Origin of the sequence: Mesorhizobium sanjuanii (genome assembly GCF_002529485.1) — a bacterium.
GTDB classification, from domain to species: domain Bacteria; phylum Pseudomonadota; class Alphaproteobacteria; order Rhizobiales; family Rhizobiaceae; genus Mesorhizobium; species Mesorhizobium sanjuanii.
Genome location: NZ_NWQG01000091.1, coordinates 19,310 through 39,396 on the forward strand (window position 1 = coordinate 19,310; position 20,087 = coordinate 39,396).

Sequence of the window (20,087 nt, forward strand, 5' to 3'; positions counted from 1 at the left end):
ACCCTAGATGCCAGACCATGCCAAAATCGTTCGGACCGGGCATGGGGCATTATTCTCATATTGAACAATCTCTTGGTTACACCTGGCTTGAATGCATGCCCGTCTCCGGGCCCGCATTCAGCCCCAAAGGATTCTCATTTTGAGAAAATGTGTGTGGGCAGTGTCGGCCCACGGTGCTAGCATCTGAACTGGGAGGAGCAGCGTCGGTGCTCGGCATTGACCGGGTGATCTGCCGCAACAATTGCTCCATGAGAACGATATTGGAACTGCCCGGCGTCACGGAAAACGCCTTGTTCGGCTTTTGCCTGGCAAGGATTTCCCGGCGCCAGGGCCATTGCCGGCGTGCAAGCCGGCGTATTGGGAAAGGAAGAAGAGCCGCGGAAAGCGCGGTGCGAATGCGGCGCAGATGATTGGGTTCAGGCCGTTCGACGGTGCGCTCGCGCAAGCGCCTCGCTTTTGCCGATGGAGGATCCGGTGTTAGGTTTGGTGGAAGAGCTGCACGAAGGGCCGGTAACCGATCGAATGACCGATTACGAGTTGCTTCGCATCATCAATTTCCTTGAGCGCATCCGCGCGCCCTATGATGAGAAGCTGAACGCGGCGATCCCCGATCCGGTGTGGAATATCGTCCTCTATTTGATGAAGAGCCATCTGCGCGGCGATACCGTCACCATGTCGTCGCTGGCGTCGGTTTCCCAGATCCCGTTTCCGAGCGCCATGCGGCGCATTCACAGGCTGATCGATGACGGCGATGTCGAACAGCTGAGCCGCAGCGTGACGGGAAAGTCGTATTTCCTGGTTCCCAGCAGAAAACTCAAGTCCAATTTCGTCGCCTACGCCATCCGGGTGAAGGCGCTGCTCGCCGAGACCTTCGGGCTCGGCGGCGGCAGCGCCAATGCGGAGGAGTATTATTTCGGCGGCTCCTACCTCGCCGACCAGATCATTCCGCCGCTCAAGCTGATGGAGAACCGCCAGGCGCCGAGCCAGGACCTGCGCTTTCTGCTGCATGACGACAACTACTTCTCGTCGATGCGCAACATGTGGTCGGACTTCCGCAGCAAATTGTCCTCGCGCCGAAATTTCCGCCTGCTGGCTTTGCCGGAGCTGCACAAGGAGATCTTCAAGAACGCGCGCCGCCCGGCCAGCGAATACGATGTCATGGCCGTCAACATTCCGTGGCTGGGCGAGGTCGTCAAACACGGGCTGGTGCAGCCGCTAAACAGTTTCCTGGTCGACAGCGGCATCAATTCGCTCGACTTCCACCCCAACATCTGGGCGACCGGAAACTGGGATACGGTGCAGTATGGCGTGCCGATCTACTGCACCATCGAGACGCTGGCGGTGCGCAAGGACCTGTTCGAGGACCATGATTTGCACATGCCGACGAGCTTCGAGAAAGTGCTGGATGCGGCGCGCCAGCTTCACAATCCCAAGCGCGGCATGCACGGCGTCGTCTGGAACGCGGCGCGCGGCATGCCGATCGCCCATTCCTTCATGTTCTTCATGGGCGCCTGCGGAACGCCTGTCATCAACGTGCCGATGGCGCGCGTCGCCTTCGACTACAGCCACATGGCCGGCGAGATGTACCGGCCACGCGTGAACACCGAGCAAGGCATGAAGACGCTCGACTATATGCGCCGGCTGCTGGCCTTCTCGCCGCCCGACATACTGGTCATGGACTGGAACCGGGCGCTCGACTGTTTCATGCTCGGCCAGTCAGCGATGATCTATTGCTGGACGATGCGGGCCTCGCGCTTCGAGTACGACATCCGCTCGGTGGTCAAGCGCAAGGTCGAATATCTGCCGCATCCGCATGGGCCTGGCGGCGCCGTGGTCGGACCCGTCGGCGGCTTCCTGCTGACCATCCCCGCCGGCCTGCCGCCGGAACGCGCCAAGCTGGCGTTCGAGGCGATCTCCTGGATGGCGTCGCCCGCCGCGATGAAGGAGCATGTCAAGAACGGCATACCGGTGGCGCCCCGCTTCAGCGTCACCGCCGATCCCGAGGCGGCCGCGACCACGCCGATTGTGCGCATGGTCGACAGGCTGGCCAAGCAGAACAAGCTGCATGGCTGGCACCGGCCGCCGATCCCCGAATATACGCTCATCGAGAAGATCATCGGGGATGAGATCTTCGCCGCGCTCAATGGCGAACTCACCGATCGCGAGGCGCTGGAACGCTGCCAGAACGGCATCGACAAGGTGATGCGGGCAGCGGGCCACTATTGAGCGGCGTGGCCGGGACCGGGCGCCCGAGGCGCCGGTCAAAGTCTCAAAATGATAAATTTTCCAGTTTGATCCGAACATCAGAACTGCAACTCTCCTGTTAGACGCCAGGGAGGGCGTCTCCAGTCAAATCGACCGGACCAAGCAACAGGAACGCCCCGGAACCATGCGCCGGGCGCGACGGGGTCGGCTGCGCCGCAGCCCCGGCTGAAACGCAGGTGGAGGAACTTCTAAATGAGCAACATCTCAAGACGCTTTGCCATGCTTTTGGTGGGCGCTGCCGGTCTGGCCGCCTTGGCAGCCCCGGTTCTGGCGCAGGATGCGAAATTCTACAACGGCGCTCCAAGGACCTATCTCTACAATCCGGACACCGACGTCTGCTTCAAGGACACATCGCAGTACAAGAAGGAAGGCCCCTACACGATCGGCTTTTCCAATGCCGGCCTCGGCGATTCCTGGCGCGTCGTGATGCTGCATTCCATGGAGGCCTCCGCCGCCAAGCACAAGGACCAGATCAAGAAGCTGATCATCACCGATGCCGGCCATGACGACGCCAAGCAGGTCGCCGACATCCAGGATTTGATCTCGCGCGGCGTCGATCTGCTGATCGTCAGCGCCAACACGCAGCAGGCGCTCGATCCGGCAGTGTCGCAGGCGATGGCGGCAGGGATTCCGGTGGTGATGGTCGACCGCCGCATCGCCTCGGATAATTTTGTCACCTTCGTGACGGCGTCCGACGCCATGATGGGCCGCCTGTTCGCGCAATGGATCGTCGAGAAGCTGGGCGGCAAGGGCAACGTCATCATGCTGGCGGGCCAGGCAGGATCGAGCCCGTCCGAAAACCGCGAGAAGCCGGCGCGCGAAGTCTTCGCGCAGTATCCCGGCATCAAGGTGCTCGAAACCGTCTATTCCGACTGGTCGCCGGTCAAGGGCAAGCAGGTGATGCAGGCGATGATCGCGAAGTACGGCAAGGAGATCAACGCGGTCTGGTCGGCGCATGGCTTGCAGACCCCGGGTTCGATCGAGGCCTTCATCGAAGCCGGCTACAAGGATGGCGAAATCCCGCCGCACACCACGGCTGATGTCAACGGCCCGTTGCAGATGGCGATCGAGCACAAGGTGCCGATGCTCGAAGTCGGCTATCCGCCGGCGATGGGCGGCATCTCGGTCGATGTCGCGCTGCAGGTGCTGGCCGGTGCGCCGGTGCCTTGCATCTATACGATCAACTCGCAGATCGCGGTCTCGGAAGGCGACAACACACCGTCGATCGAAACGCCGCTGCGGCTGACCGACCTGGTGGTGCCGAAGGGTGCGCCCGACATGCTGATCACCGGCGGCATGGGGCCGGACTACGATCCCAAGACCTTCAAGGTCGACTACCCGCAATAGTCTTCGATTTCGTCGGTACAGGCCCGGGGCACGCGCTCCGGGCTCTCGCCGCAAATTGGACAGAGCGAATGTTGAATCTTTCGGGCATCTCAAAGAGCTTCATCGGTGTGCAGGCGCTGTCGGGCGTCAATCTCGACGTGCGCGCGGGCGAGATACATGCGCTCGTCGGCGAAAATGGCGCCGGCAAATCAACTACGATCAAGATCGTGGCCGGCGTCTACAAGCCCGACGCCGGCGAGATGGAATTCGAAGGCAAGCCCGTTCAGTGGGCGAGGCCCGCCGACGCCAAGAACGCCGGCATCCATGTCATCTATCAGGAATTCGTGCTGTTTCCGCACCTGAGCGTGGCCGAGAACATCTATCTCGGCCATGAGCGGCGCAACCGCTTCGGTTTCGTCGACCACGCGCGCACGCGCCAGGACGCATCGGACCTGCTGCGCAGGCTCGGCGTCGATATCGATCCGCAGATCCTGGTTTCGGAGCTGACGGTGGCGGACCAGCAGATGGTCGAAATCTCCAAGGCGCTGGTCCACAAGGTCAAGCTGCTGATCCTCGACGAGCCGACCGCCGTCATCTCTGGCCGCGAGGCCGACCTGTTGTTCGCGAGGCTCGCGGCACTGAAGGCCGAAGGCGTCGCCATCCTCTACGTGTCGCACCGGCTGGAGGAGATCTTCCAGATCGCCGACCGCGTCACCGTCTTCAAGGACGGCGCGCATGTCGCGACGAAGGACATCGGCGATGTCACCCGCGACAGGCTGATCTCGATGATGGTCGGGCGCGACCTGAAGGACATCTTCCCGCCGAAGAAGCCGAAAGGCGAGCCTGGCAAGGTGGTGCTGAAGGCGGAGAACATCTCCGTCGAGGGCCGTGTCAGGAACGCCGGCATCGAGGTCCGGGCCGGCGAGATCACGGCGCTGGCCGGCCTGGTCGGCGCCGGCCGGACGGAACTGGCAATGGGCATATTCGGCGGCCTGCCGATGTCGTCCGGCAGCGTGTGGATCGACGGCGAGAAGGTCGACGCGATCACGCCGGCAACGACGATCAGCAAGGGCGTCGGCTTCGTCACCGAGGACCGCAAGGGACAGGGGCTGGCGATGTTTCTCGACGTCGCCGCCAATATCAGCGCCGCCAACCTTTCGGCGGTGACCCGCAACGGCCTGATCGACCGGCGGCTGGAAAACGAGATCGCCCGCAAGGAAATCGACAATTACCGGGTCGTCTGCCGCGGTCCGGCGACCAGCGTGGCGACGATGTCGGGCGGCAACCAGCAGAAGGTGATCGTGGCGCGCTGGGCGCGCACCAGCCGCAAGGTGCTGATCCTGGACGAGCCGACCCGCGGCGTCGATGTCGGCGCCAAGACCGAGATCTACCGCATCATGCGGGGCCTCGCCGGGGAGGGCATCGCCATCCTGATGATCAGTTCCGAACTGCCCGAAGTCGTCGGCATGTCGGACCGCGTCGTCGTCATGCGCGAGGGCGCGATCAGCGGCGAACTGACGGGAGCCAACATCAGCGAGGAAGCGATCATGAGCCTTGCTACCCAGCATCCGACCGGCAAGGTCCCACCGGCGGAGGTCCTTGCCCAATGACCGCGCTGGCTCCCATCAGACTGTCGTCAAGGCTGCGCGCGAACCAGGGCGTCCTGGTCGTTGCCGCGCTGCTGGTCATCCTGCTGATCTTCGGCGCCTTCATTTCAGACCGATTCCGGACCACATCGAACATCCTCAACATCTTCGAGCAGTCGACGGGCCTTGCCCTGGTCAGCCTCGGCCAGACGCTGGCGATCCTGACCGGCGGCATCGATCTTTCCGTCGGCTCGATGATCAGCCTTTTGTCGACGCTGACCTCCGGCCTGATCGCCGGCAAGGCGTCGATGGTGCTGCCGGTGGCCATCGGCATCCTGCTGCTCGGCCTGCTGATCGGCATCTGCAACGGCCTGCTCATCATCTGGCTGCGCGTCCATCCGCTGATCGTCACGCTGGGCATGAGCGCGGTGCTGCAAGGCATCGTCCTGCTCTATTCGCTGGGGCCGGCGGGCTCGGTGCCGCCGGGCTTCAACTTCCTTGCCTATGGCAAGGTGCTCGGCCTGCCGATCGGCGCCGTCTTCATCCTCGTCCTGTTCCTGCTGGTGGCGCTGTTCCTGCGCTATGCCAGGCTCGGCCGCTACATCTATGCCGTCGGCGACGACGAGGTCGGCGCGCGGCTGATGGGCCTGCCCAGGGCGCGGGTGATGCTGACGGTCTACGGATTTTCCGGTTTCTGCTGCGGGCTGGCCGCCATCTACCTGACCAGCCGGTTCAGCGTCGGCCAGCCCTACACGGGACTGAACTACACGCTCGCGTCGATCACGCCGGTGGTCGTCGGCGGCACGCTGCTCAGCGGCGGCAAGGGCGGCGTCTTCGGCACGCTGCTCGGCGTCTATCTCATCTCGCTCCTGAACAACGTCCTCAACTTCATGGACGTGTCGACGCACTACCAGCTCATCGCCCAGGGCCTGATCGTAATCGCGGCGGTGTCGGTCTATGTCGAGAAGAAGAAGAGGGTCTGATGGTCGATGTCTCTCAAGCAAGCGGCGCGGAGGGTCCGGCGATTTCGATGAAAAGCCGGCTGTCTTCGTATGCGTTGCCGATCTTCCTGATCGCCCTGATCGCCATCTCGGGGATTGTCTCGCCGGCCTTCCTGTCGACCAGCAACATCTCCAACATGCTGCTGCAGGTCGCACCGCTCGGCATCGTCGTCATCGGCCAGGCTTTCGTCATCATCCTGCGCGGCCTCGACCTTTCGGTGTCGTCGGTGATGGCCACCGCCGCGGTCATCGCGACCGGATTCTCCGGCCAGAACTCCGACGTGCTTTCGATCCTTTTGGTCGCTGTCGGCATCGGTATCGCAACCGGCCTCGTCAATGGCTGGCTGGTGACCAAGCGCAGCGTTTCGCCCTTCCTCGCCACGCTGGCCACCATGATCGTGCTGCAGGGTTTTCGGTTTGCCTATACGCAAGGCGCGCCATCGGGCAACGTGCCGCCGCTGTTTCGCCAGATCGGCTCGGCGACATGGCATGGCGTCCCTTACAACATGATGCTGCTCGTCGTGCTGGCGGTCGTCTTCGGCGTCGTGCTGGCCAAGTCGCGCTTCGGCCGCGAGGTCTACATCACCGGCGGCAACCCGACGACGGCGCGGCTGCTCGGCATCAATGCCGACCGCGTCACCATCATCGGCTATGTCATTTCCGGTGCGCTCGCAGCAATCGCCGGCCTGGTGCTGAGCGGTTATGTCGGCATCGTCGACAATTGGGTCGGACGCGGTTTCGAACTGGATTCGATCGTGGCTGCGGTGATGGGCGGCATATCGCTTTCGGGCGGCCAGGGCGGCATCCTCGGCGGCCTGTTCGGGGCCGCCATCCTGGTCGTCGTCTTCAACGCCGTGCTGCTGTTCGGGCTGCCGGTGCAGTTGCAGATCATCATCAAGGGCATGGTCATCGTCTTGGCCGCCGCCTTCTACGTGCGGCGGCGCATCTAGCAGCCGCTCGCGCAGTCGGCGGCCGGCTCGAAGACAATCGTTCAAGGAGGAAACATAATGGGCAGGCTTCAGGACAAGATCGCCATCGTCACCGGCGGCGCCCGCGGCATTGGCGGCGCGACGGTTCGCCGTTTCGTCGAGGAAGGCGCCAAGGTCGCGATCATCGACGTGCTCGCCGATGACGGCGAGGCCCTGGCTAAGGAGCTTTCGCGTGACGGCGGCGAGGCGATCTTCCTGAAGGTGGACATCACCAAGGAGCAAGAGGTTCAGGCGGCGGTCGACAAGGTGGTCAAGAAATGGGGCCGCCTCGACATCCTGGTCAACAATGCCGCGATCACCGGCGCCAACAAATTTGCGCATGAGGTGACGGTCGAAGAGTGGGACAGGGTCTTCGACGTCAATGTGAAGGGCACGTTCCTGTGCACCAAATACGCGGTGCGGCCGATGATGGAGCAGAAGTCCGGCGCCATCGTGAATTTCTCGTCGATCTACGGCCTCATCGGCAATGACGACATCCCGCCTTACCACGCCACCAAGGGCGCGACGCTGATGATGAGCAAGACGGACGCGATCTGCTACGCGCCCTATGGCATCCGCGTCAACGCGGTGCATCCCGGCTCGACCATGACCGAGATCTTCATGAAGTGTGCCGACACCTATCCGAAGGGCAAGCAGGCCTATCTCGACATGATGAAGGAGAAGCATCCGCTGCGCCTGGGCGAGCCGGTGGATGTGGCGAACTGCGTGCTGTTCCTCGCTTCGGAGGAAGCGCGTTTCGTCACCGGCGCCAGCCTCGTCGTCGACGGCGGCTACACGACACAGTGATTGCATTTCCGGAGACCAGAGCATGAAAGCCGTCCGATTCCACGCAGCCAGGGACATCAGGGTCGAGGACGTCGCCGAGCCGACAGCGCGGCTCGGCGCGCATGACGTGCTGATCAAGCCCGTCATCACCGGAATCTGCGGCACCGACCTGCACGAATATATCGCCGGGCCGATCGTCACGCCTGTTACCCCGCATGTCTATAGCGGCGCGACCAACCCGCAGATCCTCGGCCACGAATTCAGCGCCGTCGTCGCCGATATCGGCTCCGGGGTGACGAATGTGAAAGTCGGCGATCGCGTTTCGATCCAGCCGTTGATCTCGCCGCGCGACGATTATTTCGGCCGGCGCGGGCTCTATCACCTCAGCCCGCAAATGGCCTGTGTCGGCCTGAGCTGGAAATGGGGCGGCATGAGCGAACTCGCCATCGTCAACGACTACAATGTGGTGCCGGTGCCGGCCGGCGTCAGCGACATCCAGGCGGCGATGATCGAACCGGCCGCCGTCGCCATCTACGGCACCGACCGTGGCGGCGTGCAGTCTGGCTCGACCGTGCTGGTCTCCGGCGCCGGACCGATCGGCGCGCTGACGCTGCTGGCGGCCAAGGCGGCGGGTGCGGCGCAGATCTTCGTCAGCGAGCCGAACCCCAATCGGCTCGCCAAGGCCAGGGAGCTGGTGCCCGACTGCATCGCCATCGATCCGACCAAGGACAATCTCGACGAGATCATCGCCGACTTGACCGAGGAAGGTGTTGGCGTCGACGTGGCGCTTGAATGCGTCGGGCTGGAAGCGAGCCTCAACGCCTGCGCCCGGGCGGTGCGACGGCAGGGCAAGGTGGTGCAGACCGGCCTGCACATGAAGCCTGCCAGCATCGATGCGATGCTGTGGGCGCTGAAGGACATCACGGTCGAGGCAACCTGGTGCTACCCGGTGCAGGTATGGCCGCGCGTCATCCGCATGGTCGAGGCCGGCATCCTGCCGCTGGAGAAGGTGGTGACGGCGAAGATCTCGGCCGACGACGTGGTGGAAAAAGGCTTCGAGGCCCTGCTCGACAAGGCCGGCAAGCATTTGAAGATCCTGGTGAGCGTCTAGCACGGGGCGATGCCGCTGCCGTGACCCAAAAGCAATGACTGGAGGAAATATCGAAATGGCAAGCAACGCATTCGCGAACTATTCGCTCGAGGGAAAAACGGCAATCGTGACCGGTGCGGCCGGCGGCATCGGCAGCGCGATCACCGAGCGGCTGGGTAGCCTCGGTGCGACGGTCGTGCTTGCCGACGTTACCGACCGCGTGACCGACGCCGCCAAGGAATGGTCGGACAAAGGCTTCAAGACCAAGGGCATCAAGGTCGACGTCACCAACAGCGCCGATGTCGAGAAAGCCGCGGCCCGCCTCAACGAGGAGTTCGGTGCGATCGACATACTGGTCGCCAATGCCGGCATCTCCTACGAAAGCACGACCGCGGATCATTCCGACGAGGACTGGCGGCGCTGCATGTCGATCAACCTCGACGGCATCTTCTTTTGCGTGCGCTCCTTCGGCAAGCGCATGGTCGAGCGCAAGCGCGGCAGCATCGTGTGCATTTCCTCGATCGCAGGCATCAAGGCGGTGCGGCCGGAACTGCATGCCGGCTATGACGTCTCCAAGGCCGGCGTCGCCCATCTCTGCCGCGTCGTCGGCGTCGAATGGGCGCCTTACAATGTCCGCGTCAATGCGGTCGGGCCGGGCTACACCGAGACCGAAATGCTGAAGAAGGTCGGCGCCGCACAGCCCGACGTGATGGCGACCTGGATCAACGACACACCGATGAAGCGGCTGCTGCAGCCGGCCGAAATCGCGGCGTCTGTCGCCTTCCTCGCTTCGGACGCGGCAAGCGGCATCACCGGCCATGTGCTGATGACCGATGCCGGCTACTCGGCTTCATAGGATCGCTGCTCGAAGCACGGGCAGAGACAGCATCAGAATCGGAACCGAGCATGACTTCAGCGCAGGATAGGTCCGTGAGGGTGGCAATGGTTGGCCTCGGCTGGTGGGGCCGCAAGATGGTGGCGGTGCTCGAAGGCGCCAGGGCGCATCTCGAGGTGGTCTGCGCCGTGGAACCCGCGCCCGGAGCCGAGGAATTCTGCGCAGAGCATCGCCTGACGCTGGTCGGGAATTATGCCGACGCCTTGGAGAACCCCGACGTCGAAGCCGTCATCCTGGCGACGCCGCATTCGCTGCACGAACAGCAGATCGAGGATGCGGTGACGGCGGGCAAACATGTCTTTTGCGAAAAGCCGCTGGCGATGACCAAGGCTGGAGCGGAAAAGGCGGTGGCGCTGTGCAGGGAGGCAGGGCTCGTCCTCGGCATGGGGCATGAGCGGCGCTTCGAGCCGCCGATCGCCGGCATGCTGGCGGCGGCGGCGGATGGCCGCCTCGGCCGCCTCCTGCAGGTCGAGGCGAATTTCAGCCATGACAAGTTCCTTGGCCTCGATCCGTCGAACTGGCGGCTGAACGCCAGCCAGGCGCCGGCGGCGGGCATGACCGCGACCGGCATCCACCTGACCGACCTGTCGGCGAAGCTGCTGGGGCCGGCGCGCGATGTCCGTGTCGCCTGCGAGAACCTCGCATCGCAAATCCCGCAGGGCGACACGCTGAGCGCGCATATCCGCTTCCATGGCGGCGGCACGGCTTACGTCTCGGCGACGCTTGCCACGCCCTTCGTCTCGCGCTTTGCCGTGTTCGGCACCAAGGGCTGGATCGAAGTGCGCGACAAGGCGCATGTCGAGGCGCCGGCCGGCTGGGTGGTCACCAGCGCCTCGACCGGCACACCGATCGAGGTGGAAGAGGTCGGCCCTGCCGAACCGGTGCGCGACAATCTGGTGGCCTTTGCCGCGGCGGTACGCGGCCGTCAGGCCTATCCGATCACCGGCGAGGACATGATCAACAACATCGCCATCCTCGAAAGCATCATCAAGTCGGCGGCGACCGGAATGGTCGAGACGGTCGGCTGAACGAGACGGAGATATCGAAATGCGAGCGCTGGTCTTTGAAACCCCCGACAAGCCTGTGATCGTCGACAGGCCGATGCCCGGCATCGGCAATGGCGAGGTCCTGATCAAGACCAGGACCGTTGGCATCTGCCATTCGGACTACGAACTCCTGGCCGGCCGCTACATCATTCCGATCTCCTACCCGGTGACGCCCGGCCACGAATGGTGCGGCGAGATCGTCGAGGTCGGCCGCGGCGTCAAGGGCTGGAGCGTCGGCGACCGCGTCGTCGGCGAATGCGTGGTGCGCACGCCGGAGCGGCTGCACCATTTCGGCTTCTCGATGGATGGCGCCGACCGTGAGTATTTCTCCGTCAATCCGGACTGGCTGCACAAACTGCCCGAAGGCATCGACGACAAGCGTGCCTCGCTGATCGAGCCGTTCACCTGCGGCTTCTATGCGGTGCTGCGCTCGGGCGGCACCAATGCCAGCGAGACCGTGGTGATTTCGGGCGGCGGCACGATCGGCCTGGTCTCGGCGGCGGCCGCGATCGGCATGGGCGCGCGCGTCATCGTCGTCGACCCGATCGCCCGCCGCCGCGAGGTGGCGCTGCGGCTGGGGGCGACTGAGGCCGTCGATCCGGCACAGGACGCTGTCGCACAGGTCCTGGAACTGACCGGCGGCAAGGGCGCCGATCTCGTGGTCGAGGCGTCCGGCCACGACGCCTCGCTTGCCAACACTTTCGAATTCGCCCGCGAGGACGGCCGCGTGTCGATGGTCGGCATCAATATCGGCCGCAAGATCCCGGTCGAGCTCGGCAAGATCCAGATCAAGAACCTGACGGTCAGAGGCTGCATCGGCTCGCCAGGCGTGTGGCCGGCGGCGATCCGCTTCCTGGAGCGGACCGGCATCGACCTGACGCCGATCCAGACCCACACGTTCGGCCTCGACGAGGCGGTTGCCGCCTTCGAGCTCGGCAAGGATGCCAGCCAGTGCATCAAGGTCACGCTTACAGCCTGAACCAAGGGGAGAAAATCATGTCCAAGCAATTGACCGTCGTCGCGCATCTCGTCGCCCGACCGCACATGATCGACGAGACCAAGAAATTCCTGCTGTCGCTCATCGATGCGACCCGGTCGGAGCCCGGCTGCATCGACTACGACCTGCACCAGGACGACGACAGGCCGGCCGAGTTCACCTTCTATGAAAACTGGAAGGACCGGGCGGAATGGGACAAGCACATGGAAACGCCGAACCTGCACGAGTTCGCCCGCCGCGCCGGCGAGCTGTTCGCGGTGCCGCCGCAGATCCGGCTGATGACGATGATCAGCAAATAGATTCTGGGGAGGCGCCTTCATGGCAAAGCTTGATGGAAGGATAGCGCTGGTCAGCGGCGCGGCGCAGGGCATCGGCCGCGCCGTCGCCGAACTCTTTGCCGAGGAAGGCGCCACCGTCTATGCCGGCGACGTCAAGCCGGTGAAGCCGGCCAAGGGCATCGAGGCGCTGACGCTGGACGTTTCCAGGCCGGACGATTGGGAAAAGGCGGTCGAGACGATCCTCGCCCGGCACGGCAAGCTTGACATTCTGGTCAACAATGCCGGCATCGTGCGCGCCTATGAGCAGCTCATGGAAACCGATCTCGACGCCTGGAACGCGGTCGTTGCCATCAACCTCACCGGCAGCTTTCTCGGCATCAAGGCGGTGCTGCCGGCCATGCGCAGGGCAGGCAAGGGTTCGATCGTCAATTTCTCGTCGATCTGGGGCAGCGTCGGGGTCGCGGGCGCGGCCGCCTACAACGCCGCCAAGGGCGGCGTGCGCAACATGACCAAGAATGCCGCGGTGACCTACGCGCCCGAAAACATCCGCGTCAATTCGGTGCATCCCGGGCTGATCCGCACGCCGCTGGTCGAAGCGCAGTCTGACGACATGAACGCCGGCATCATCGCGCAGACGCCGATGGGTCGGATGGGAACGCCGCGCGAGGTGGCGAATGGCTGCCTGTTCCTGGCGAGCGACGATTCATCGTTCATCACCGGCAGCGAGCTGGTGATCGACGGCGGTTACCTGGCGCAGTGAGGCGCTGCGTTCAGTAGCGGAGGAAGACATGAACGTGACCAACGCAAGGATCGAACCGACCATCGAACATGGCGGTACATGCCGCACCTATTTCATGGTTCCTAAGGAGGCGATGCGCGCCGAGACCGAAGGCTCCTATCTCGAATATGTCTCGGAGTTCGAGATATCAGCCGGTTCGCATCTGGAGCCGCACCGGCACAACACGCATGAATTCTACTACGTGCTGAAGGGCCGCGCGCTGATGCAGATCGGCACTGAAAAGCGCGAGGTCGCGCCCGGCGACCTGATCCACATTCCGCCTGATGCCGTGCACACGATCGCGCCCGTCGGCGACGAGCCGCTGCGCGCCCTGGCCTTCGCCGCGAGTTTCCTGCCGCCGGGCGGCGCCGGCAGCGAAGCCGAAAAGGCCGAGCTGCCCGGCTGACAGGCGCCCCGCCATTTCCCGTCTTGCAAATTCCTCCCAGGACCTGGCTCCGCTACGCAAGTAGCGGGCCTTTTTTTCTGAGCCTCGCCCAAGATCTCTGCGGGGCTTCATGGTGCGCAAGGCGCATATTCCGACGATGGCGATCGGGCTGATCACCGGTGTGCGGCAGGCCGAGGAGATCATCGCCAGCGGCAAGGCCGACTTCATCTGCATGGCGCGCGGCGCCATATGGTATCCGCGCTGGGCCTGGCATGCGGCAGAGGAGCTGGGCGCCGAGGCGCCCTATGCGCCGCGCGCCATGCCGGCTCATCCCGACGCGCGGCCCTCCGTGTTCCCGAACCGGCAGAAGCCGGCTGCCTGAGCTCCGCGCCGTTAGCCGGCTTTGGACGAAGCGTAGAGATCCTTGTAGGTCTCGCGCAGAACATTCTTCTGCACCTTGCCCATCGTGTTGCGCGGCAGTTCGTCGACGAAGATCACCTGCTTCGGGTGCTTGTATTTGGCGATCCGCCCGGCGATGGCGCCGACGATATCGGCAGCAGCGATGGTCGAGGCCGGCGCCCGCACCACGACCGCGGTGACGCCTTCGCCGAAATCCGGATGGGCAACGCCGATGACGGCACTTTCGCTGACGCCGGCAAGCGCGTCGATCTCGCTCTCGACCTCTTTCGGATAGATGTTGTAGCCGCCGGAAATGATCAGATCCTTGCCCCGCCCGACGATGTGGACATAGAAGTCGGCGTCGATCAGGCCGAGATCGCCGGTGATGAAGAAACCGTCGTCGCGGAACTCGGCTTTGGTCTTTTCCGGCATGCGCCAATAGCCGGCAAAGACGTTGGGCCCTTTCACCTCGATCATGCCGACTTCGCCCTGCGTGAGTGTGCCGCCGTCGTTGGGATCGGCGATGCGCAGTGCGACGCCGGGCAAGGGAAAGCCGACCGTGCCGGCGCGGCGCTCGCCATCATAGGGGTTCGACGTGTTCATGTTGGTCTCGGTCATGCCGTAGCGCTCGAGGATCGAATGGCCGGTCCGCTCGCGCCAAGCCTTGTGCGTCTCGGCAAGCAGCGGCGCCGATCCGGATACGAACAGGCGGATGTTTTTGGCCGCCTGTTCGTTCAAGCCGTCCTGCTGCAACAGGCGCACGTAGAAGGTCGGCACGCCCATCAGCGCGGTGGCGCGCGGCAGCAGGGAGACGATGCGGGCCGGATCGAACTTGGTTTCGAACAGCATCGAGGCGCCGGCCATCAGGATGACATTGGTGGCGACGAAGAGGCCATGCGTGTGGAAGATCGGCAGCGCGTGGATCAGCACGTCGGCGCTGGTGAAACGCCAGTGCTCGACCAGCACCCTTGCATTCGAGGCGAGGTTTTCATGGCTGAGCATGGCGCCTTTCGAGCGGCCGGTTGTGCCCGACGTGTAGAGGATCGCCGCCAGATCGTCCGGTCCGCGCACCACGTCGTGAAAATCCGTCGACTGGCGCGAGGCCTGCTCGGTCAGCGAGCCTTCGCCATTGCGGCCGAGCGTCACGGTCGTAGCGCCTGATGCCTGCGCCAGCGGTTCGATATCGATTGCCCTTTGGGGATCGCAGACGACCAGGCGCGGTTCGGCATCGCCGAAGAAATAGCCGAGCTCGGTCAGCGTATAGGCGGTGTTGAGCGGCAGGAAGACGGCACCGGCGCGCAGGCAAGCGAGATAGAGGAGAACCGCCTCAGGGCTCTTCTCGACCTGGACGGCGACGCGGTCTCCCGGTTCGACGCCCAGTTGCAGCAGCGCGTGCGCCAGTTGCGCCGACCGCGCCAGCATGTCGCCATAGGTCAGCGAGCGCCCGTCATCCGTCTCCATCAAGAGCCGTCCGGGCGCCGGCATCCGGGCGCGAAACGCATCGAACAAATGATTGCTCATCTTTCCCTCCAGAACGGTTCATCGTTTCACGGAAACGCCGAACCGCTCTATCTCTTTGTTTCTGCGCAATTCCGGACGAAAAACCGTTTCACACTTTTCCTGGAATTGCTCCAGAGCATGATGCCGAAAAGTGTGAAGCGGTTTTTGGACGACATCATGCTCTATCTCTTTGATTTAGAGCCGGATTCAGATTTCAGGTCTATTCGGGCCTGAAATCATCCGGCTCTAGGGTTGGGCGGATCGGCCAGGCGGCAAAAGCTGCGGCGTGGCTGGCCTCACTGCTGCTTTCGGCAGGAGGCGGCGCACAGTGGGTGCGGCCGCCACATCGTTTTTGGCGGCGAACAGCTCGTGATTCTTCTCGATGTCGTCGAGCTTGTAGCTGTAGTTGACCATCAGGCCATGCGCCTGCCGCAAGGCTCGCGACGACAGATCGCCGAGAAGGTTGATGCGCTCCAGCCGCGCGCCATTGCCGAGATGGAACCGCGCGACCGGGTCGATCACCTTGCCTGAGGTGGTGCGGGCCTCGAGGAAGTACTGCGCCGCCAGAGGGAGCAAGTGCTGGCCCGCGCGCTCGCGCAGCGCGGGGTCCGCATGCCAACCCTGGTTGGCGACGAGGTTCAGCGCCTCGGCGGCGGCTGGATCGGTCTGTTCGGCCAGCCAGCGGGCAAAACCCGGCACCGGCGACAGCGTGACGAAATCGGTCAGGCCGGGAAGGTCTCGGCGCAGATCCTCGACCACCTGCTTGATCAGGAAATTGCCGAAGGAGATGCCGCGCAGGCCCTCCTGGCAGTTGGAGATGGAATAAAATACCGCTGTCGTCGCCTGCCGCGGCTGCACCGGCGGCCGTTCATCGGCAAGCAGCTCGGCGATGGTCAAGGGCATGGCACGGGTGAGCGCGACCTCGACGAAGATCAGCGGCTCATCGCCGAGCTGCGGGTGAAAGAACGCATAGCAGAGCCGGTCGTCGGGTTCGATGCGGCGGCGCAGATCGTCCCAGGTGTGGATGGCATGCACCGCTTCGTAGCGGATGATCTTTTCCAGGATGTTGGCCGGCGTCGCCCAGTCGATCCGTCGCAGCACCAGGAAGCCGCGGTTGAACCATGACGACAAAAGATGCGTGAAGTCGGCATCGACGAGGGCAAGATCAGGTGACGCGGGCAGCCGGGCGAGCAAATCCTCGCGCATGCGCACCAATGTCTCGATGCCACCGGGCGCAAGGTTGAGGCGGCGCAGCAGCTCCTGTCTGGCCGGTTCGGCGGCGTCATGCAGAGCGAGCGCCGTGTGGTCGTCGGGTGCGTCGCGATAGGCATCCACCGCATCGGCAAGCCTGCCATGATCGGTGCCGAAACGATCGCGCAGCACATGCAGGAAGGCCAGCCTTCCGTCGGCAGCAAGAGTGCGCCAGCGCTCGAGGATTTCGCGGGCATAGGCGACGCCCGAGGCCTCGCCCTGGCTGGAAAGCAAGCGCGTGCAAAGACGCGCCAGGCTGTCGGCCGAGACCGGCTCGTCGCCGCGAACGAGGTTCAGCATCATCCGGCCGCGATCGGCGATGGTGTTCAGGAGATCGGCGAAGAAGGGGCTGCGGTCCATCAATCCTGACCACTGAATTGGAGCCGCGGAGGCAGGCTCGGGAACACGCGAAGTCTCTCCAAAAAATATCGATATAACTTTGACGCGGCAATGAAAATCGCTAAAAATGACCTGAGGGTTTTCTCGCTGAGGGATGAATTTTTATGGATGTGGCAGGGCAATTCACGCTGGCCGGCAAGGTCGCCTTCATCACCGGTGGCGGCGGCGGGCTCGGCGTCGCGGTCGCCGAAGCCTACCTCGCCTCCGGCGCCTCGGTTGTCATTTCCGATGTCGACACCGACAAGGTCGACGCCGCAGTGAAGGGGCTGGAGACCAAGGGCACGGTGATCGGGGCGCCCTGCGACGTCACCGATGCGGCAAGCGTTGCCGACGCGGTCGCCAAGGCCGAGGCGGCGCTCGGCAAGATCGACATTCTGATGACGGCGGCCGGCTTTGCCAGGCGCACCGCCGCGGTCGACCTCGAGCCTGAGGAATTCGATCGCATCATGGCGATCAACGTCAAAGGCACGTTCCTGCCGGCACAGGCGGTGGCGCGCGGCATGATCGCGCGCGGCCAGGGCGGCAAGATCATCACCATCGGCTCGGTGCGCGGCCTTGTCGGTCATCCGCTCGGCTATGTCAGCTACGGCACCAGCAAGGGCGCCGTGCATCTTTTGACGCGTCAACTGGCGACGGAATGGGCGCAGCATCGCATCAACGTCAATTGCATCGCACCGTCGGTCATCAAGACACCTCTTGCTGATTTCATCCTCAAGACACCGGAAGTGCGCGATCTCTTCATGTCGCGCATTCCGTTCAACCGCCCCGCCGAGCCGGAGGAGTTCGTCGGCGCCGCGATCTTCCTGGCGGCCAGGGCTTCCGACTTCGTCACCGGCCATGTCCTGTTCGTCGATGGCGGCAGCACGGCAGGCTGAAAGCCCCTACTGCCGCCTACGCGCCTTGCCCGAGGCCGTCTTCGGTTCCTCGCTCTGGCTGAAGCGCTCCATGCACAGTGCCGTCGTCAGGCGGTAATGGTCGAGCAAGGCCTGGACCGCGCCATCGGCGTCGCCGTCAAGGGCACGTTCGGCGATCAGGCGATGCTCGCCGAGTTCGTCGCGCTGAACGCCAGCGCCGCCGCGCGCCATCTGGCGGTAGCGATAGGCCTGGTCGGCAAGCTGATCGCAGAAACCCACCAGCCAGCGCGACCGGCAGGCCGAAATCAGCGTGCGGTGGAAGGCGCGATGCAGCTTCTCCCAATCTGGATTGGTTGGGGCGGGATTGGTCGCATCTGAGCTGATCGCCAGGGGATCCTCAGGCAAACGGCGCGGCGTGCGTGACAGGCGGTGCAGCGCCAGCACGAGCTGTTCTTCCCATTCATGTGTGCGGTTGGCGATGGCTTCGCGCAACGCCCGCTCCTCCAGCCAGCAACGGGTGCGCGTCAGTTCCTCCAACTCAGCCGCGCTGAGCGGCATGATGAAGAAGCCGCGCTGGTCGTGACGGCCGAGCAGGCCTTCCGAGGCAAGCCGGTTGAGCGCCTCGCGAACGGGCGAAGCGCCGGCGCCGTAACGCGAAACCACCCATTCGACCCGCAGCTTGCTTTCGGTTTCAAGCACGCCGTGCAGCAAATCGTCGCGAAGCTGATGATAGACGGTGCTGGCGAGCGTGCTTTTGGGGCCCGCGCCCTCGTCATTCACATCGGCCGTTGAGTACGTCAATGCGGCTCCTGTTGCCTGCGTAGTGTTGCCCTTATCCATGCCGTGGTCGGGCTCCTCGCCTATCCTACAATGTCGGGCTTGCGCCCCTCAAGGGCAAGATCGTGCCCGGATCAAAAGGCGACGATCGCGCCCTGCTGCCAGCCGATGTGACAGTGATTTCCGGGTGTCAGCCCTGGCGCTTCTGGAAGGCGGTGATGGTCACGCTGCCCCAGACGCCGGCCTTCCTGTAGGGATCGGCGCCATTGAAAGCCTCGACCGCCGCCCGCCCGTCGGCGTCGACGATCAACAGGCTGCCCTTCATCGTGGCGCCGTCGTCTTCCACCAGCGGTCCGGACATAATGAGGGTGACGCCATAGGTTGCAGCCGTCGTCAGATGCGCCTTGTGCGCATCCTGACTGGCCAGCCGGCGTTGCAGGCCATTGTCTCCGTCAAGGGCATGGATGGCGAAAAGCATGGGCATTTTTCTCCTGCGTGGGCCTGAATCGGTCTGGTGTCCCGACCATAGGGAAGCGCGCAAAGCTTTGCAATAAAATCGATAATATATTGACATCGATAAAATTAGCGATTTTAACAGAAGGCAGATTGCAGGAGGACTTCATGCGCTTTGCGGTTTGCATCGAGGATGGCGAGCGGCGGCTCGGCGTCGTGCGCGGGACCGACATCGCCGTGCTCGGCTCGTCGAGCCCAGACCTGCTCGAACTCATCAACTGGGGCAAGGACGGGCTTGCAGCGATCGCCAAACAGGTCGAGGTCCTGCCGCCCGCCGCCTGGCAACCGCTGGCGACGACGCCTTTGGCGCTTCCCTTCGAACCGTCAGGCAAGATCGTCTGCCTTGGGCTGAACTACCGCGCGCATGCACAGGAAGGCGGCTACGCGGTGCCGGACTATCCGGCGATCTTCCTGCGCACGGCAACATCGCTGCTGCCGGCGGGCGAGGCGATCATCGCGCCGCGCGTCTCGGAAAAACTCGATTTCGAAGCCGAGCTGATGGTCATCATCGGACGGTCCGGCCGCTATATCGCGGAGGCCGATGCGCTCGATCACGTGTTCGGCTACACATGCTTCAACGACGCCTCGATCCGCGATTACCAGCGCAAGACGCATCAATGGACGCCCGGCAAGAATTTCGACAGGACGGGCGCGGTCGGTCCGGTCATCGTGACAGCGGACGAGCTTCCCGCCGGCGCTTCCGGCCTCGGCATCGCCTGCCGGCTGAACGGCGAGACGGTGCAGAATGCCAGCACCGCCGATATGATGGTTTCGGTTGCCATGGCGGTCTCGATCATTTCCGAGTTCATGACGCTTGAGCCCGGCGATATGATCGCGATGGGCACGCCGCAAGGCGTCGGCTATGCGCGCACGCCGCCGCTCTGGATGGGCCCCGGCGATGTGGTCGAGGTCGAGATCGAAGGCATCGGCGTCCTTCGCAACAGCATCGCGGCCGAAGAGCCTGGGACACGTTCCACCGCCAAATGAGTGACA

22 protein-coding genes are annotated in these 20,087 nt (G+C 63.9%); 17 read left to right on the forward strand and 5 right to left on the reverse strand.

Features of this window, described 5'->3' with window-relative positions; genetic code table 11:
• Positions 1–76: 76 nt before the first annotated feature.
• Positions 77–445, reverse strand: coding sequence for a hypothetical protein (locus tag CN311_RS32240; protein WP_133117181.1), 369 nt, complete (start codon positions 443–445; stop codon positions 77–79).
• Positions 446–474: 29 nt separating this feature from the next.
• On the opposite strand from CN311_RS32240, the gene CN311_RS15385 reads away from it, so the two are divergent.
• From CN311_RS15385 to CN311_RS15450, 14 genes are all read left to right on the forward strand, one after another.
• Complete coding sequence (locus CN311_RS15385; protein WP_165779714.1) at positions 475–2,226, forward strand: extracellular solute-binding protein; 1,752 nt, start codon at positions 475–477, stop codon at positions 2,224–2,226.
• A gap of 231 nt (positions 2,227–2,457) precedes the next feature.
• Complete coding sequence (locus CN311_RS15390) at positions 2,458–3,612, forward strand: ABC transporter substrate-binding protein (RefSeq protein ID WP_097574645.1); 1,155 nt, start codon at positions 2,458–2,460, stop codon at positions 3,610–3,612.
• 68 nt (positions 3,613–3,680) lie between these two features.
• Complete coding sequence (locus CN311_RS15395) at positions 3,681–5,201, forward strand: sugar ABC transporter ATP-binding protein (RefSeq protein WP_097574646.1); 1,521 nt, start codon at positions 3,681–3,683, stop codon at positions 5,199–5,201.
• A complete protein-coding gene (locus tag CN311_RS15400; protein ID WP_097574647.1) occupies positions 5,198–6,160 on the forward strand; it encodes an ABC transporter permease in 963 nt (320 codons plus the stop codon). The genes CN311_RS15395 and CN311_RS15400 overlap by 4 nt, the downstream gene beginning before the upstream one ends.
• Positions 6,160–7,128, forward strand: coding sequence for an ABC transporter permease (locus CN311_RS15405; protein WP_097574648.1), 969 nt, complete (start codon positions 6,160–6,162; stop codon positions 7,126–7,128). The genes CN311_RS15400 and CN311_RS15405 overlap by 1 nt, the downstream gene beginning before the upstream one ends.
• A 57-nt stretch (positions 7,129–7,185) precedes the next feature.
• Positions 7,186–7,953, forward strand: coding sequence for an SDR family NAD(P)-dependent oxidoreductase (locus CN311_RS15410; RefSeq protein WP_097574649.1), 768 nt, complete (start codon positions 7,186–7,188; stop codon positions 7,951–7,953).
• Positions 7,954–7,975: 22 nt separating this feature from the next.
• A complete protein-coding gene (locus tag CN311_RS15415) occupies positions 7,976–9,043 on the forward strand; it encodes a 2,3-butanediol dehydrogenase (protein ID WP_097574650.1) in 1,068 nt (355 codons plus the stop codon).
• 55 nt (positions 9,044–9,098) lie between these two features.
• Positions 9,099–9,878 carry an SDR family NAD(P)-dependent oxidoreductase gene (locus CN311_RS15420; RefSeq protein ID WP_165779715.1) on the forward strand — a complete coding sequence of 260 codons (780 nt, stop codon included), beginning with the start codon at positions 9,099–9,101 and terminating at the stop codon, positions 9,876–9,878.
• A 74-nt stretch (positions 9,879–9,952) separates the two neighbouring features.
• Positions 9,953–10,945 carry a Gfo/Idh/MocA family protein gene (locus CN311_RS15425; protein ID WP_245440835.1) on the forward strand — a complete coding sequence of 331 codons (993 nt, stop codon included), beginning with the start codon at positions 9,953–9,955 and terminating at the stop codon, positions 10,943–10,945.
• A 19-nt stretch (positions 10,946–10,964) separates the two neighbouring features.
• Entirely contained in the window at positions 10,965–11,942 is a 978-nt protein-coding gene (locus CN311_RS15430) for a zinc-dependent alcohol dehydrogenase (RefSeq protein ID WP_097574653.1), read from the forward strand.
• Positions 11,943–11,959: 17 nt separating this feature from the next.
• A complete protein-coding gene (locus CN311_RS15435; RefSeq protein ID WP_097574654.1) occupies positions 11,960–12,259 on the forward strand; it encodes a putative quinol monooxygenase in 300 nt (99 codons plus the stop codon).
• Positions 12,260–12,278: 19 nt separating this feature from the next.
• The gene (locus CN311_RS15440) at positions 12,279–12,998 is read left to right on the forward strand and encodes an SDR family NAD(P)-dependent oxidoreductase (protein WP_097574655.1); all 720 of its coding nucleotides are present in this window, start codon (positions 12,279–12,281) and stop codon (positions 12,996–12,998) included.
• Between the two features lie 28 nt (positions 12,999–13,026).
• Complete coding sequence (locus CN311_RS15445; RefSeq protein ID WP_097574656.1) at positions 13,027–13,422, forward strand: cupin domain-containing protein; 396 nt, start codon at positions 13,027–13,029, stop codon at positions 13,420–13,422.
• Positions 13,423–13,531: 109 nt separating this feature from the next.
• On the forward strand, positions 13,532–13,783 hold the full coding sequence (locus tag CN311_RS15450; RefSeq protein WP_208866500.1) for a hypothetical protein: 252 nt from the start codon (positions 13,532–13,534) through the stop codon (positions 13,781–13,783).
• An 11-nt stretch (positions 13,784–13,794) separates the two neighbouring features.
• Here CN311_RS15450 and CN311_RS15455 read toward each other — a convergent pair whose 3' ends face one another.
• Entirely contained in the window at positions 13,795–15,321 is a 1,527-nt protein-coding gene (locus tag CN311_RS15455) for a malonate--CoA ligase (protein ID WP_097574657.1), read from the reverse strand.
• Here CN311_RS15455 and CN311_RS32975 point away from each other — a divergent pair.
• Positions 15,310–15,534: a hypothetical protein gene (locus CN311_RS32975; protein WP_208866502.1), complete on the forward strand. Its 225-nt coding sequence runs from the start codon at positions 15,310–15,312 to the stop codon at positions 15,532–15,534. The genes CN311_RS15455 and CN311_RS32975 overlap by 12 nt on opposite strands.
• Before the next feature lie 12 nt (positions 15,535–15,546).
• Here the strand turns inward: CN311_RS32975 and CN311_RS15460 are convergent, their stop codons facing one another.
• A complete protein-coding gene (locus CN311_RS15460; RefSeq protein WP_097574658.1) occupies positions 15,547–16,911 on the reverse strand; it encodes a malonyl-CoA decarboxylase in 1,365 nt (454 codons plus the stop codon).
• Between the two features lie 143 nt (positions 16,912–17,054).
• Between CN311_RS15460 and CN311_RS15465 the strand changes: the two genes are divergently transcribed.
• Positions 17,055–17,825, forward strand: a complete 771-nt coding sequence (locus CN311_RS15465; RefSeq protein WP_097574659.1) for an SDR family NAD(P)-dependent oxidoreductase — start codon at positions 17,055–17,057, stop codon at positions 17,823–17,825.
• Between the two features lie 6 nt (positions 17,826–17,831).
• On the opposite strand, the gene CN311_RS15470 is transcribed toward CN311_RS15465, so the two are convergent.
• The gene (locus CN311_RS15470) at positions 17,832–18,605 is read right to left on the reverse strand and encodes a GntR family transcriptional regulator (protein ID WP_097574680.1); all 774 of its coding nucleotides are present in this window, start codon (positions 18,603–18,605) and stop codon (positions 17,832–17,834) included.
• Between the two features lie 166 nt (positions 18,606–18,771).
• Positions 18,772–19,065 carry a YciI family protein gene (locus tag CN311_RS15475; RefSeq protein ID WP_245440836.1) on the reverse strand — a complete coding sequence of 98 codons (294 nt, stop codon included), beginning with the start codon at positions 19,063–19,065 and terminating at the stop codon, positions 18,772–18,774.
• A 137-nt stretch (positions 19,066–19,202) separates the two neighbouring features.
• Here CN311_RS15475 and CN311_RS15480 point away from each other — a divergent pair, with 137 nt between their 5' ends.
• Entirely contained in the window at positions 19,203–20,081 is an 879-nt protein-coding gene (locus CN311_RS15480; protein ID WP_097574681.1) for a fumarylacetoacetate hydrolase family protein, read from the forward strand.
• Positions 20,082–20,087 lie beyond the last annotated feature (6 nt).

Excerpts from the sequence above, each read along its gene's own strand:
- CN311_RS15390 (WP_097574645.1), top strand. The coding sequence starts at position 2,458 with ATGAGCAACATCTCAAGACGCTTTGCCATGCTTTTGGTGGGCGCTGCC.
- CN311_RS15395 (WP_097574646.1), top strand. The coding sequence starts at position 3,681 with ATGTTGAATCTTTCGGGCATCTCAAAGAGCTTCATCGGTGTGCAGGCG.
- CN311_RS15400 (WP_097574647.1), top strand. The coding sequence starts at position 5,198 with ATGACCGCGCTGGCTCCCATCAGACTGTCGTCAAGGCTGCGCGCGAAC.
- CN311_RS15405 (WP_097574648.1), top strand. The coding sequence starts at position 6,160 with ATGGTCGATGTCTCTCAAGCAAGCGGCGCGGAGGGTCCGGCGATTTCG.
- CN311_RS15410 (WP_097574649.1), top strand. The coding sequence starts at position 7,186 with ATGGGCAGGCTTCAGGACAAGATCGCCATCGTCACCGGCGGCGCCCGC.
- CN311_RS15415 (WP_097574650.1), top strand. The coding sequence starts at position 7,976 with ATGAAAGCCGTCCGATTCCACGCAGCCAGGGACATCAGGGTCGAGGAC.
- CN311_RS15420 (WP_165779715.1), top strand. The coding sequence starts at position 9,099 with ATGGCAAGCAACGCATTCGCGAACTATTCGCTCGAGGGAAAAACGGCA.
- CN311_RS15430 (WP_097574653.1), top strand. The coding sequence starts at position 10,965 with ATGCGAGCGCTGGTCTTTGAAACCCCCGACAAGCCTGTGATCGTCGAC.
- CN311_RS15435 (WP_097574654.1), top strand. The coding sequence starts at position 11,960 with ATGTCCAAGCAATTGACCGTCGTCGCGCATCTCGTCGCCCGACCGCAC.
- CN311_RS15440 (WP_097574655.1), top strand. The coding sequence starts at position 12,279 with ATGGCAAAGCTTGATGGAAGGATAGCGCTGGTCAGCGGCGCGGCGCAG.
- CN311_RS15445 (WP_097574656.1), top strand. The coding sequence starts at position 13,027 with ATGAACGTGACCAACGCAAGGATCGAACCGACCATCGAACATGGCGGT.
- CN311_RS15450 (WP_208866500.1), top strand. The coding sequence starts at position 13,532 with ATGGTGCGCAAGGCGCATATTCCGACGATGGCGATCGGGCTGATCACC.
- CN311_RS32975 (WP_208866502.1), top strand. The coding sequence starts at position 15,310 with ATGATTGCTCATCTTTCCCTCCAGAACGGTTCATCGTTTCACGGAAAC.
- CN311_RS15455 (WP_097574657.1), bottom strand. The coding sequence starts at position 15,321 with ATGAGCAATCATTTGTTCGATGCGTTTCGCGCCCGGATGCCGGCGCCC.
- CN311_RS15460 (WP_097574658.1), bottom strand. The coding sequence starts at position 16,911 with ATGGACCGCAGCCCCTTCTTCGCCGATCTCCTGAACACCATCGCCGAT.
- CN311_RS15465 (WP_097574659.1), top strand. The coding sequence starts at position 17,055 with ATGGATGTGGCAGGGCAATTCACGCTGGCCGGCAAGGTCGCCTTCATC.
- CN311_RS15475 (WP_245440836.1), bottom strand. The coding sequence starts at position 19,065 with ATGCCCATGCTTTTCGCCATCCATGCCCTTGACGGAGACAATGGCCTG.
- CN311_RS15480 (WP_097574681.1), top strand. The coding sequence starts at position 19,203 with ATGCGCTTTGCGGTTTGCATCGAGGATGGCGAGCGGCGGCTCGGCGTC.